The 12,493-nt window shown below is 70.0% G+C and carries 12 protein-coding genes; 7 read left to right on the top strand and 5 right to left on the bottom strand.

All coding sequences use genetic code 11. The features are described from left to right. Nucleotides 1-649: 649 nt before the first annotated feature. From EIZ44_RS40695 to EIZ44_RS40680, 4 genes are all read left to right on the top strand, one after another. A complete protein-coding gene (locus EIZ44_RS40695) occupies nucleotides 650-1,477 on the top strand; it encodes an SIS domain-containing protein (RefSeq protein ID WP_134662458.1) in 828 nt (275 codons plus the stop codon). Further along, a complete protein-coding gene (locus tag EIZ44_RS40690) occupies nucleotides 1,477-2,364 on the top strand; it encodes a 1-phosphofructokinase family hexose kinase (protein ID WP_134662261.1) in 888 nt (295 codons plus the stop codon). The genes EIZ44_RS40695 and EIZ44_RS40690 overlap by 1 nt, the downstream gene beginning before the upstream one ends. Further along, the gene (locus EIZ44_RS40685) at nucleotides 2,361-3,197 is read left to right on the top strand and encodes a class II fructose-bisphosphate aldolase (RefSeq protein WP_134662260.1); all 837 of its coding nucleotides are present in this window, start codon (nucleotides 2,361-2,363) and stop codon (nucleotides 3,195-3,197) included. The genes EIZ44_RS40690 and EIZ44_RS40685 overlap by 4 nt, the downstream gene beginning before the upstream one ends. A 100-nt stretch (nucleotides 3,198-3,297) precedes the next feature. Further along, nucleotides 3,298-4,506: an amidohydrolase family protein gene (locus tag EIZ44_RS40680; RefSeq protein ID WP_134662259.1), complete on the top strand. Its 1,209-nt coding sequence runs from the start codon at nucleotides 3,298-3,300 to the stop codon at nucleotides 4,504-4,506. A gap of 271 nt (nucleotides 4,507-4,777) precedes the next feature. On the opposite strand, the gene EIZ44_RS40675 is transcribed toward EIZ44_RS40680, so the two are convergent. Next, on the bottom strand, nucleotides 4,778-5,422 hold the full coding sequence (locus EIZ44_RS40675; RefSeq protein ID WP_037812994.1) for a GntR family transcriptional regulator: 645 nt from the start codon (nucleotides 5,420-5,422) through the stop codon (nucleotides 4,778-4,780). Between the two features lie 138 nt (nucleotides 5,423-5,560). Between EIZ44_RS40675 and EIZ44_RS40670 the strand changes: the two genes are divergently transcribed. Continuing rightward, entirely contained in the window at nucleotides 5,561-7,027 is a 1,467-nt protein-coding gene (locus tag EIZ44_RS40670) for a chlorohydrolase family protein (protein ID WP_134662258.1), read from the top strand. A gap of 13 nt (nucleotides 7,028-7,040) precedes the next feature. On the opposite strand, the gene EIZ44_RS40665 is transcribed toward EIZ44_RS40670, so the two are convergent. Genes EIZ44_RS40665 through EIZ44_RS45005 form a run of 3 tightly spaced genes read right to left on the bottom strand, consistent with a single transcriptional unit; the run spans nucleotide 7,041 to nucleotide 9,864 of the window. Further along, on the bottom strand, nucleotides 7,041-8,201 hold the full coding sequence (locus EIZ44_RS40665) for an amidohydrolase (protein WP_134734219.1): 1,161 nt from the start codon (nucleotides 8,199-8,201) through the stop codon (nucleotides 7,041-7,043). Next, nucleotides 8,198-9,652 carry a sodium:solute symporter family protein gene (locus tag EIZ44_RS40660; RefSeq protein ID WP_037812991.1) on the bottom strand — a complete coding sequence of 485 codons (1,455 nt, stop codon included), beginning with the start codon at nucleotides 9,650-9,652 and terminating at the stop codon, nucleotides 8,198-8,200. Before EIZ44_RS40660 ends, EIZ44_RS40665 begins: the two co-directional genes overlap by 4 nt. Next, on the bottom strand, nucleotides 9,649-9,864 hold the full coding sequence (locus tag EIZ44_RS45005) for a hypothetical protein (RefSeq protein WP_037812989.1): 216 nt from the start codon (nucleotides 9,862-9,864) through the stop codon (nucleotides 9,649-9,651). The genes EIZ44_RS40660 and EIZ44_RS45005 overlap by 4 nt, the downstream gene beginning before the upstream one ends. Nucleotides 9,865-10,112: 248 nt before the next feature. On the opposite strand from EIZ44_RS45005, the gene EIZ44_RS40655 reads away from it, so the two are divergent. Together EIZ44_RS40655 and EIZ44_RS40650 are read left to right on the top strand one after the other, a co-directional pair. Beyond that, a complete protein-coding gene (locus EIZ44_RS40655) occupies nucleotides 10,113-10,460 on the top strand; it encodes a hypothetical protein (protein ID WP_037812987.1) in 348 nt (115 codons plus the stop codon). 140 nt (nucleotides 10,461-10,600) lie between these two features. After that, complete coding sequence (locus EIZ44_RS40650) at nucleotides 10,601-11,725, top strand: hypothetical protein (RefSeq protein WP_205669840.1); 1,125 nt, start codon at nucleotides 10,601-10,603, stop codon at nucleotides 11,723-11,725. Between the two features lie 24 nt (nucleotides 11,726-11,749). On the opposite strand, the gene EIZ44_RS40645 is transcribed toward EIZ44_RS40650, so the two are convergent. Next, nucleotides 11,750-12,364, bottom strand: a complete 615-nt coding sequence (locus EIZ44_RS40645) for a TetR/AcrR family transcriptional regulator (RefSeq protein WP_037813407.1) — start codon at nucleotides 12,362-12,364, stop codon at nucleotides 11,750-11,752. Nucleotides 12,365-12,493: the final 129 nt, after the last annotated feature.

Raw genomic sequence — 12,493 nt, 5'->3', positions numbered from 1 at the left:
CCTGCACGCTCTTGTCCAGCGCGCGGGCGACCCCGTTGGGCTCCGCCGTTTCGCCTGGTCGCGGCAGGTCTGCGGCACGGGCGGCAGTCTTGTGCTGCGGCAGCAGCTCGTACCCAGCGCCCGGTACGGCGCGGGTGGGCGGTCTTGTATTGCAGCGGCAGCCCGTGCCCGGCGGCCCGTACGGCGCTGTATTGCAGCGGCAGCTCGTACCCGGCGACGCCGTGCGCCGCTGTATTGCAGCGGCAGCTCGTACCCGGCGACGCCGTGCGCCGCGGGTGGGTGATCAGCCGCTGGTCGGCAAGGGTCGAGGGATCCCGCCGCGCGGTCGCGAGCGCGTCGCCGCTCTCCGCGATCGCGCCGCTGCCCCGTTCGCCCGCTCATTCGAGCAGGACGTTCGGGCGTTGCCGGGGCGTCATGCCGGGTCTCTCGTTCCTGGCCGGAGGCGGTCCGGTGCCCATTCTAGAGGCCGCGATGGCTCGACTTTGTGATTGAATCTGCGCTATAACGCAAGTAGCAAGCAAAAACACTCAAGCAGAGTGCCGGAGTCGGTCACGTCTCCCGCCCTGGATCGAAAGGCCTCCATCCCGTGTCCTCCCTTCCGGATGCTCCCGGCTCCTTCGTGGCCGCCGAACTGGCTTCCCAGCCCGAAATGTGGCGCGCGGCGGCCGCGCTGGCCCCGTCCGCCGCGCTGCCTCAGCCGGGCGAACGAGTGGCCGTCGTCGGCTGCGGCACCAGCTGGTTCATCGCGATGAGCTACGCCGTCGCCCGCGAACAACGCGGTCACGGGGTCACCGACGCCTTCGCCGGCTCCGAATACCCGGCCTCGCGCGAGTACGACCGCGTCGTGGCGATTTCCCGCTCCGGCACCACGACCGAGATCATCGACCTGCTCACCGCGATGCCTGCGCAACGCACCGTGCTGATCACCGCGGTCGGCGACAGCCCCGCTGCGGCGGTCGCGGACGAGGTCGTCGAACTTTCCTTCGCCGACGAACAATCCGTGGTGCAGACCCGCTTCGCCACCACCACGCTCGCCCTGTTGCGCGCCGGTCTGGGCGACGACATCGACCAGCTCGCCACGTCCTGTGCGGCCGCGCTGACCGAACCGATCGACGACCTCCTCGACGCCGAGCAGGTCACCTTTATCGGCCGTGGCGCTGCCGTGGGCCTGGCTTGCGAAGCCGCACTCAAGACCCGCGAGGCCGCACAGTTCTGGGCCGAGTCGTACCCCGCCATGGACTACCGCCACGGACCGATCGCGATCGCTCAGCCAGGCCGTCTCGTGTGGTCGCTGGGCGAGGCCCCCGCCGGACTCGCGGACGACGTCGCCCGCACCGGCGCGCGTTTCGTCCACCACGACCTGGACCCGCTCGCCGCACTCGTGGTGGCGCAACGCTTCGCCGTCGCACTGGCGGCCCGGCGCGGCCTGGATCCCGACCGTCCGCGCTCGCTGACGCGCTCGGTGATCCTCGTCTGATGATCGTCACGCTGACGCCGAACCCGGCCATCGACGTCACCTACCGGGTCGGCACCCACACGCCCGGCGACACGAACCGGGTGCTGGAGGTGCAGCGACGGCCGGGCGGCAAGGGCGTGAACGTGGCCCGGGTGCTCGCCGCGGTGGACATCCCGGTCCGGACGCTTCTCCCGCTGGGCGGCGACGCGGGCCGGTGGCTCGGGGGAGCGCTGGATGTTCCGTTCGAGGCCGTCCCGATCTCCGGCGAAACCCGGACCACCGTGACGGTGACCGGCGACGGCCATCCGACGGTCTATACGGAACCTGGCCCGGAAGTGTCCGAAGAGGAATGGACAGCTTTCGGTTCGCGCCTGTCGAACTGCCTGTCTGCGGCTGCCCTGCTGGTTGTCTCCGGATCTCTGCCCCGGGGCACCTCGCCGGACCTGGTCGCCGACTGGGTCCGCATCGCCCGGGAAGCCGGGGTGCGGACGCTGGTCGACGCCTCCGGCCCGGCACTGCTGGCCGCCGCCCGAGCAGGTGCGGCAGTGAAGCCGAACCAGGCCGAACTCCTCGCCGCGACCTCTGCCGCCGACGAGGCTGCGGGAGCCGCGGCCCTGCTCCGGCTGGGCGCACAACCGGTCGTCGTCTCGCGCGGGGCAGACGGCATCGCCGCCTACACCTCCGGTGGCGTCTTCGCCGTCCCCGCCATCCCCGATGTGCAGGGCAACCCCACCGGTGCCGGGGATGCCGCGACGGCCGGGCTGGCCGTCACCCTCGCCGCCGGCCGCCCCCTGATCGAAGCCCTGCACAACGCCGCCGCCCTGGGTGCCGCGGCCGTCCTCCGCCCGGTCGCCGGAGAAGTCGATCTCCCCGCGTACCACCGATTCCTGAACGGAGCCCCCGCATGATCACCCGCCCCGACCTGCCGACGCTGCTGACCGCCGCCCGCGAGCGCGGTTCCGCCGTGGGCGCGTTCAACGTGATCCTGCTGGAACACGCCGAGGCCATCGCCGAAGGCGCGGAACAGGCCGGATTGCCGGTGGTGCTGCAGATCAGCGAAAACTGCGTCCGCTACCACGGCGGGCTGGCCCCGATCACCGTCGCGTCCCGGGAAATCGCCCGCCGCGCGTCGGTCGACGTGCTGGTGCACCTGGACCACATCGAAGACCCGGAGCTGATCCGCGAGGGCATCGCACTGGGCGTGGACAGCGTGATGTACGACGGATCGCATCTGCCATACGAGGAAAACCTGCGTATGACCCGCGAAATCGCCTCGCGCTGTCACGACGTCGGCGTGGCGGTGGAAGCGGAACTGGGCGAAGTCGGCGGCAAGGACGGGGTGCACGCGCCCGGCGCCCGCACCGACCCAGCCGAAGCGGCGGACTTCGTGACCGTGACCGGCGTGGACGCACTCGCGGTGGCCGTAGGAACGTCCCACGCGATGGTGGAACGGACGGCCCAGGTGGACCGCGCACTGGTCACCCGATTGCGAGACGCGGTACCGGTCCCGCTGGTATTGCACGGCTCATCAGGCCTGTCGGACGAGGAACTGCGCGGAGCCGTGGTGAGCGGGATGGCGAAGGTTAATATCTCAACGCACCTTAATGGTCTGTTCACGCGGTCGGTCCGGCAGTTCCTGGAGGAACAGCCAGAGGCGGTGGACCCGCGGAAGTACGTGCGGCTGGGGAGGAGTGCGGTGGCCTCGGAGACTGCTCGGCTTCTGCGTTTGCTGGCTGGCTGAAGACCCGCAGCGACATCTCTTCGTCGAACACGTGCGGACGGCTCGGCGGGACCAGGGTACTCTTGGTATACCAAAGTGTCCGTCGAGAAAGGTGCTCTCCGTGTTGATCCGTGACGTCCGTCCCTGGGGCGGTCAGCGCAGCGACGTCGAGGTGGCCGGCGGCCGGATCGCCGCGGTTCGTCCGCATGGCCCGGCGGGGTCCGGCGGCGAGGTGGTCGAGGGGCGCGGGCGGCTGTTGTTCCCGTCCTTCAGCGACGTCCACGTGCACCTCGACTCGACGCGCATCGGGCTGCCGTTCCGGCCGCACACGGGGGCGCCGGGCGTCTGGGCGATGATGCTGAACGACCGCGAGAACTGGCGGAACGCCGAGGTGCCGCTGCCGGAACGCGTCGCGGGCACGTTGGAGCGGATGATCGCGAACGGGACCACTCGCGTGCGCACCTACGCGCAGGTCGACGTCGACTGCCAGCTCGAGAAGCTCGACGCGGTGCTCGCCGCCAAGGAGCGCTTCGCCGCGCACGCGGACGTCGAGGTGATGGCGTTTCCGCAGGCAGGGATCCTGCGCGAGCCCGGAACCGTGGACGTGCTGGAGGCCGCGCTGCGTTCGGGTGCGTCGGTGGTCGGCGGGATCGATCCGTGTTCGCTCGACAAGGATCCCAAGGGGCACTTGGACGTCGTGTTCGGGCTGGCCGAGAAGTACGGCGTCGAGGTCGACATCCATCTGCACGAGCCGGGGCATCTCGCGGTCTTTTCGACGGACCTGGTGATCGAACGCGTCCGCGCGCTGGACATGCGCGGCAAGGTCACCATGTCGCACGCGTACGAGCTGGGCTCGGTTTCGGAAGCGGTGAGCCGCCGGCTGATCGACACGTTCGCGGAGCTGGACATCGCGATGGCAACCGTCGCGCCGTCCGTCGACCGGCAGTTGTCGCTGGCGGACCTGACGACCGCGGGCGTGCGCGTCGGGCTGGGGGAGGACGGGCAGCGGGACTACTGGAGCCCGTACGGCAACTGCGATCTCCTCGACCGCACGTGGCAGCTGGCCTTCACGCACGGGTTCCGGCGCGACGAGCTGATCGAGATGGCGCTGGCGGTCGCGACGATGGGCGGCGCGTCGATCATGAGCCACGACGTGCCCCGGCTGGCGGGGATCGCCGACCGGCCCGGTGTGGCGGTCGGCGACCGCGCGGATCTGGTGCTGGTGGACGGCGAGACGCCGACCAGCGCGGTGATGGACCGCGGCAAGGACCGGACGGTGCTGCACGACGGCGTCGTGGTGGCGGACGGGCTCGCGGTCGTCGACCTCTGACGGGGCTGAGGGGCGCTGGGCCCGAGGTGCGTACGGCTGTTTCAGCATGGGCGGGGTCTCGCGAAGACGGGCTGTGCCAGGTGATCTGAAAGTTGAGAAGCCAGTGCCGCGGCGAGCTCAGCGTTGCCAGAGTTGAGGTCTCGCGAAGGTCGAGGGCGCAGTCCGACGCGGCGATCTCGGCACTGCCAGGACCTCGCGAAGGCCAACGGCGTCAGTCCAGCGCAGCGAGCATTGCCGCGGCCGGAATCTCGCGGCTACAACAGAACCAGGGTCAGCCCGCCTCCGCGGGATGCCGCCGCACCGCCTCGCTGGCTCCGGTCGCGAGATGGGCCAGCACCAGCCGTTCCACCCGTTCGACGTCCCGGTCCACGATCGCCTCGTACAGGAGTTCGTGTTCCGCCGCCATGGCTTCCAGGTCGTCGTGCTGGCCGAGCAGCCATCGCATCCGGCTGCGCAGCGTCCGCTCCAGTTCGCCGAGCAGTTCGTTCGCCGACAGCGACGTGACGACCTCGTGGAAATCCGCGGCTGCCCGGCGCGCGGACACCGCGTCGCCGGCGCGGGCGGCGCGCAGTTCCGTGTCCAGCACCTCCCGCAGCCGCGCCAGGCCCTCGCGGGTGCGGCGCTGCGCGGCGAGCCGGAAAGTGAGGCCTTCGAACGCGGTGCGCACCTCGTTGAGGTCCGCGACGTCCGACGCGGTGAACTCCCGCACCACCGACCACGACCGCGGCCGCGGCGTCACCAGTCCCTCGTTTCCCAGCGCGCGCAACGCGTCCCGCACCGGCACCCGGCTCACGCCCATCTCCGCGGCCAGATCCCGTTCGACCAGCTTGCTGCCGGGAGCCCGGGTGCCGTCGAGGATCTCGTTGCGCAGCCGTTCCGTGACGCGCTCGGACTCCGACGCGAAACCCGGCTCCATCCGATCCCCTCCCGCCGCCGTCACCGACAGTATCGGCGAACCTCCTCCCAGGTTCCCGGAAAAACCCGCCCCCGGCAAGGTCTGGCCCCCAGATTCCGCCGTTTGGTATACCTAAATGTCCCGAACGGAAGGAACCCGATGCGCACTCGCTGGCGTGCCCGCCATGTGCTGGCCCATCAGAACGGGCGGCACGCCCTGCTGAAAAACGGCGAGGTCGTCTGGGAGGACGATGTCGTCGCCTACGTCGGCCCGCGGTATGCCGGAACGACCGATCTGGACGTCGACCTCGGCGAATCGCTCGTCCTCCCGGGCCTGATCGACCTCGACGCGCTGACCGACGTGGACCATCTCGTCCTCGATTCCTGGGCCACGGCAGACCGTGCGGCCGGACTGCAGTGGTCCGAGGACTACTTCGCGCACCGTCGCCGCGACGTCTTCACCCCGGAAGAACGGCAGACCATTCGCGAGTACGCGATCGTTCAGTTGGCGCTGCACGGAATCACGACGTTCATGCCGATCGCGTCGGAAGTCCATTCGTCGTGGGCCGAGCCGTACGAGGAACTCGTCGCGATGGCGGACTTCTCACGGAACCTCGGGCTGCGCGGATATCTGGGCCCGGCTTACCGATCCGGCGTCAACGTGGCCACTGTGGACGGTACCCGCACGGTCGCCTTTGACGAGCCCCGCGGCGCGGAGGGGCTAGCCGACGCACTGCGGTTCCTCGACCACGCAAAGGAACTCGACGACCCACTCGTCAACGGCGTCCTGCTGCCGTGCCGCATCGAGACGCTCACCGAAGACCTCATACGCGCCACCGCCGTCGCATCGCGCGAGCGCGACGTCCTGGTACGGCTGCACTGCCTGCAAGGCGTGCTCGAGCGCGAACTCATCCTCGACCGTTACGGCGCAACACCGCTGGAAATGCTGGAACGCACCTGCCTGCTCGGCGACCGGTTGCTGATCCCGCACGCCCAGGTTCTCGACCGCCATCCCGCCGTCCACGGCGAAGACCGAGGCGACGTCGCGACCTTGGCCGCGGCGGGCGCGTCGGTGATCCACTGCCCGCTCACGTCCTTCCGCTACGGCCACGCCCTGCGCTCGTTCCGCGACTACCGCGAAGCGGGCCTGAACCTGTGCCTGGGAACGGATTCCTTCCCGCCGGACCTGATCCGCGGCATGGATGTCGGCGTGCATCTGGCGAAGGTGATGGGCGACCGCGCCGACGCGGCCCCGGCGGAGTGGTACGTCGAAGCGGCGACGCTCGGCGGCGCCCGTGCACTCCGCCGCGACGACCTCGGCAAGCTGGCCCCGGGCGCGCAGGCGGACCTCGTCGCGTTCCACGTCGGCGACCTGCGCGACGGTGTGCAGGACGATCCGATCCGCACCTTCTTGCTCTCCGGAACCGCCCGGCAGGCAACGCATTCCGTCGTCGCGGGCCAGCCGGTGCTGGTGGACGGGCACCTTCCCGGCATCGACGAACCGGACCTCCGCCGCCGCGCGCAGGCGCTGTTCGAGAAGATGCGCGCCGCGTATCCGGAGCGGGACGTCGAACGCCGGGAGGCGGGGGAGTTGTTCCCTCCGACCTTCCCGGCGTTCCAGGAGTAGCGGCGCGGCGGGGCTATCGCTGCGAGACGACAGCCCCGCCCTTCACCACGAGCCGCCCCGGAGGATGGGACACGACGGCTTCGGCCGGGTACTCTGCGGCTACGAGGAAGAAATCGGCGTGGTCGCCGATCCGCAGGCCGTAGTCCTTGAGCCGCAACGCTTTCGCGCCGCCGTACGTCGCCGCGTGCAGCGCGAGTTCGATCTCCGGGTCGGTCCGGAACGAGCTGCGGTACGCCAGGTGCATGGTGCGCGTCAGCATGTCCCCGTCGCCGTAGGGTCCCCACAGGTCGCGGATGCCGTCGTTGCCGCACGCGGCGTTCGCGCCCGCGGCTCGCATCTTGGCCAGCGGCGGCACTGGCCGGTCGTACACCGCCGCGGTGGTCAGCGTGATCTGCTGCTCCGCGAGGCCTTCGAGCAGCCGGTCCTGCTGCGCGTCCGGGATGCCGCAGATGCCGAACGCGTGGCCGATCGCGACCTTCCCGGCAAGCCCGAGCGCCTTCGTCCGCTCGATGACGAGCTCGATTTCCCAGGCCCCGAGCGGACCTTCGTCGTGCAGGTGCAGATCGACGCCGCAGCCGTGCCGGGCGGCGATGTCGAAGATCGCGTCGAGGTGCCCGCGCGGATCGCGGTCGTAGCCCGCCGGGTCGATGCCGCCGACGTTCTCCACGCCGGACGCCACGGCCCGCTCCAGCAGTTCCAGCGTGCCGGGCCGGGTGAGCAGGCCGCCCTGGGGGAAGGCGACCTGCTCGACGGTGACCCGGCCGCGATGCCGCGCCGCCGCCTCCCGCACCGCCTCGATGCCGGACAGCCCCAGTTCGGGGTCGACATCGGTGTGCGCGCGGACGAAGGAGGTGCCGTTCGCGATCATCGTGTCGAGCAGCGCGGCCGCGGGTTCGGGCGAGGGGAGCCCGAATTCCTTGCGGCGGCGCTGTTCGTTGGAGATCCGGTCGGCGAGCACCGAACCCGAGGTGTTCGGCACCCAGGGGAGTCCCCACAAGGTTTTGTCGAGGTGGCAGTGCGCGTCGACGAGGCCGGGCAGCAGCAGCGCGCCGCCGCCGTCCTCGACGGGAACGTCCGCTTCGGTGGGCCCGAACCCGGCGATCCGGCCGTCGCGCACCAGCACGTCCGTCGGATCGCCGCCGCCGGGCCGGACGTTGCGCAGCAACAGGTTCACGCGACTCCCTCCACGGCCTCGGCCCGGACGGTCGGCTCGCGCCGCTCGGAGGTGGCGAGGCTGACGCCGACGGTGAGCACGACGTTGACGGCGATCGCCAGAAGCCCGGGATTGAGGCCCCACAACGTGTTCTTCGAAGCCAGGACCGTCCACGCGACGATCGCCACGCCGACCACGAGCCCGGTCGCCGCGCCCGCCTTGGTCAGCCGCCGCCACACGAGCCCCAGCACGATCGCCGGGAAGAACTGGGAGACGCCGTTCTGTCCGGTGAGCAGCAGGTTCACCAGCAGTGCGGGCTGGAAGATCGCGAACACCAGCGCCACCGCGGTCACCACGACGACCAGGGCGCGCGACAGCCGGAACACGCCGAGTTCGCTGGTCTTCGGCCGCAGGACGCCCTGGTAGACGTTGCGGGCCAGCAGCGTGGCGGATTGCAGGAGCAGCAGGCTGATCGGCACGATCGCGGCCAGCGCGCCTGCCCCGCCGACGAGACCGACCACCCACGACGGCATGGTCTTCAACGTCAGCGAAAGCAGCGCGCCGTTGGTGCCGCTGCCCTTCAGCCCGGGCACGACGAGCACCGCGGCGAAGCCGACGAACAGCGTCAGCGCGATCAGGATCTGGTACAGCGGAAGGTAAATCGCGTTGCGCCGGATCGTCTGCTCGGACTTCGCGGTGTACATCGCGGCGAGTGCGTGCGGGAACATGAAGAACGCCGCGCTCGTGACCAGCAGAGTCGACATCATCCACGGCACGCCGAGCGGGCTGCCCGGCGCCGGGACGCCGAGGAAGCCGGGGTGCTGTGCCTGGACGGTGTCGATGAGATGCCCGAACCCGCCGAAGTAGTGCACCGGGATCGCGATGCCGACGACCAGCACGGTGCCGATCAGCAGGATGTCCTTGAGCACCGACACCCACGCGGCGGCCTTCATGCCGGACGCGTAGACGAACACCGCGATCAGCACGACCGCGAGCACCATGCTGGTGACTCGGTTGATGCCGGTCGTCGTCTCGACGATCTGGCCGAGGCCGAGCAATTGTGCCTCGATGTAGGGGATCATGAACGCCACGCCGACGATCGCGGTCAGCGCGCCGAACCACGGGCTGCGGAAGCGGTGGGTGAAGAAATCCGCTTGGGTGACGAGGTTGTGCTTCTTCGCGTACCTCCACAATGGAGGGAGGAAGAAGTAGGACAGGACGAACGCGCACGTGCCGTAGCCGGCGATGTAGAACGCTGCGCCGCCGTTGGCGTAGGCGAATCCGGAGGCGCCGAGGTAGGTGAAGGTCGAGTAGGTCTCGCCCGCGGCGAGGACCCAGAACAGCAGCGTCCCGTAGGACCGGCCGGCGACCGTCCACTGTTCGAGGTTCATCTGCTTCCGGCCGCGCGCGGCGAGTCCGATGACCACCGCCAGCGCCACCACGGCCAGCGCGACGACTGCGCCCGCGTTCATCGCTGCTCCTGCTCGGTTTCGGCGGCGCCGGGGCGCCGGATGCGGTCGGCGACGCCGAGGAACACGGGCGTGAGGGCCACCCAGAGGAGGATCCAGAACCCGATCTCGGGCAGGAACCAGATCCGGCCGTCGCCGCTGAACCAGGGCAGGCCGGCGATCATCGCCACGTAAGGGGTGAAGGCCACCGCGGCCACCACTGCGGAACGCTTCATCGCGCACACCCTTCGTTGTTTGGTATACCATAAGCGCGGCCGGTGGCGGGTTGTCAAGGGCGCGGCCGGGAACGATGCGAGCTCGCGACCCGGGTGTCCGGCCGGGTGCCGTGATTTGTCCGATTTGGACGCCGGGTCGCCGGGGGTGTGCTTTGGTAGACCGGATCATGCGTGCTGAGCCGAGGTAAAACCGGTCGCTGGCGGGTCCTTTCGGCAGCTAGCTTGTGCCCTCAAGAAGGGGGGGCGAGATGGACAAGCCGACGACGGAGCTGTGGCGCCCGACCGGCCCGGCCGAACTGGAGCTGGTGCGCCGGTCCGGCTGGCGCGCGTGGCCGCCGCGGCTGCCGGATCAGCCGATCTTCTACCCGGTGCTGAACGAGGACTACGCGGTGAAGATCGCCCGAGACTGGAACGTCCGGTTCGACGGCGCCGGTTACGTGACCCGGTTCCGGGTGGAAACGGCGTTCCTCGACCGCTATCCGGTGCGGCAGGCGGGCGGCGAGACGATCCTGGAGTTGTGGGTTCCTGCTGAGGAACTGGACGAGTTCAACGCGCACTTGGTTGGGGAGATCGAGGTCGTGCACGAGTTCCGCTGAGCAGTGCCTGAAGCGGGTCACTCACAGGGCCGCACGGGTCTGCGCTGGGTGAGGGCGGCGATCCGCCTCCGGGGTGGTTGACGTCGGCACCTAGGCGACGGTGAGTGACCGCACGGGCTGGCTTGCGTCACCGTGGACAGATGGATGCGGCACTGGCAGGGCTTTCCGGGCGGCTCCTGATCCAGTGCCGGCCCGCGCAGTCCGAGGAACTGCTCGGCGTCTGCGCGGCGCACGACACCGGGCTCGTCCTGACTGGGAGGTCGGCGCCGGATGCCGTCAAGAGCCTGCGCGAGAAGGGGTTCGACGGGCCGCTCCTGTGCGACGCCGAGCGTTACGCAGGGAAGCGGCGGGTACTCGCCGGGGCCGGAACGCATCCGGCGTGGTGCCGGAAGCAGCGGGAACTCGGGTTGCTGCCGCTGACGGATTCCGGCTATCTCGCGGCGCGCGACTGGACGGGTTTGCGCGGCATCCTGCTGGCCGCCGCGAGGAAGCCCGCGGCCGTTGCGACGCTGCCTCTCGCTCCTTGGTGGTTCGACCACGGATCGATCGCCGCCGCGCTGGCGAGGGAGGTCAACCGGCACGGGGTGCCGGTCGCGATCGTTCTCGAGCACCGGACTGATCCGTTCGGGGTTCAGAAGCTGCTGCGCGCGTTTCTGCGTTTCCTGGCCGGCTGCGCGGTTCCGGTGCTGGTGTTGCGCTGCGACATTTCGGCCGCAGGCCTTCTCTGTCACGGTGCGCACGCGGCGGCGGTGGGCACGAAAAGCTCGTTGCGGCACCTGTATCCGGCCTCCGGCGGCCGCCCGGGCGAGCCTTCGGTGTTCGTGCCTCGCCTGCTCAGCTACCACCGGATCGAGACCTGCGCGAAGATATTCGGCCGGACTCCGGAGATCGAGCAGCTGTGGACTTGCCCGTGCCCGGTCTGCGAGGACCGGACCCCCGTCGGTCTCGACCGGTCTTCGGCGGTCCGGCACGACCTCGACCGTCAGCTGGCGCTGCGGGACGAGTTGTTCCGGCGGCCGCTCACCGCGGAGCAGCGCCGGAGTTCCTGGCACGAGACGTGCAGCCACGCGAGCTTTGTCCATCGGCAGGTCGCCGAGGCGGTGCGGGGATGGACCGAACCGGCGAACCTCAGGGCCTGGTATCGGGTGACCGAGGATCCGTTGCCGCGCAACATCCCTGGTCAGTCGGCGACGGGGGCCGCCAGGACGAGCGGTGCCGGCAGGCGGAGGGTGTCCGATCGCGGGGCACGCCGATCAGACGTCTAGGCAGCTGTCCTCGGCGCGGAAAGGTCAATGGTCTCGCGAGACGTCGAGCCCGCTCGACAACCCGCGGAAACACCGCACCGCCAACTCCACCGGTGCGGCCTTCTCCTCAGTCCCAGCCCACAGCTCCAGCGAGATCCGAATCGCATCCGTCGCTGCGGCCGCCACCAAATGCACCGTCACCTCGTCCGTCTCCGGTGCCAGCCGCGCCAGTACCGGTCGCAGCCGGGTCTCGGACTCGCCGTTCACCCGGTGCCACACGGCCGCCAGCGCCGAGTCGTCCCCGCTGGCGGCGCGCAGCAAGCCGCGGGTCCAGCTGAATTCCTGGGTCGCGTCCGCGGCGGAGATCGTCTTGTGGATCGCGTCCTCGACCGCCTTCAGCAGCGGCGTTCCTTCGGGCGTCGACGCGAGGTGGTCCCGCCACGAATCGGCGCCCACGACCAGCAGCGGGGCGACCGCGTCCTCTTTCGTGCGGAAATAGCGGTAGAAGGTGCGCGGCGCGACGCCCGCCGCGGCGGCGATCGCTTCCGCGGTCGTTCCCTGTGCGCCATGCTCGGTGAACAGGCGTGCGGCGGCGCGGGCGATGTCGAGTTGCGTCGCCGCTTTGCGCCGTTCGGTCAGGGTCGGGGTCTTTCCGCTCACCGCGACCACGCTACCCGATCACTGTCAAGTATGCAGATCTCGTCAAGGTGGCACAGTGTGCCATATAGGCGTAAGGTGGCGGCAGATGAAAGGAGCTTCTCAATGAAGTTGTCAAGCCGCCGCGGTGAC

Origin of the sequence: Amycolatopsis nivea, assembly GCF_004522235.1 — a bacterium.
Lineage (GTDB): Bacteria > Actinomycetota > Actinomycetes > Mycobacteriales > Pseudonocardiaceae > Amycolatopsis > Amycolatopsis nivea.
The sequence above is the reverse complement of the archived record's forward strand: the minus strand, read 5'-3'. Positions and strand labels throughout refer to the sequence as shown.

Coding starts and splice junctions, on each gene's coding strand:
- EIZ44_RS45005 (WP_037812989.1), bottom strand. CDS start 9,864: ATGAAGCGTTCCGCAGTGGTGGCCGCGGTGGCCTTCACCCCTTACGTG.
- EIZ44_RS40655 (WP_037812987.1), top strand. CDS start 10,113: ATGGACAAGCCGACGACGGAGCTGTGGCGCCCGACCGGCCCGGCCGAA.
- EIZ44_RS40690 (WP_134662261.1), top strand. CDS start 1,477: ATGATCGTCACGCTGACGCCGAACCCGGCCATCGACGTCACCTACCGG.
- EIZ44_RS40670 (WP_134662258.1), top strand. CDS start 5,561: ATGCGCACTCGCTGGCGTGCCCGCCATGTGCTGGCCCATCAGAACGGG.
- EIZ44_RS40675 (WP_037812994.1), bottom strand. CDS start 5,422: ATGGAGCCGGGTTTCGCGTCGGAGTCCGAGCGCGTCACGGAACGGCTG.
- EIZ44_RS40650 (WP_205669840.1), top strand. CDS start 10,601: ATGGATGCGGCACTGGCAGGGCTTTCCGGGCGGCTCCTGATCCAGTGC.
- EIZ44_RS40695 (WP_134662458.1), top strand. CDS start 650: ATGTGGCGCGCGGCGGCCGCGCTGGCCCCGTCCGCCGCGCTGCCTCAG.
- EIZ44_RS40685 (WP_134662260.1), top strand. CDS start 2,361: ATGATCACCCGCCCCGACCTGCCGACGCTGCTGACCGCCGCCCGCGAG.
- EIZ44_RS40660 (WP_037812991.1), bottom strand. CDS start 9,652: ATGAACGCGGGCGCAGTCGTCGCGCTGGCCGTGGTGGCGCTGGCGGTG.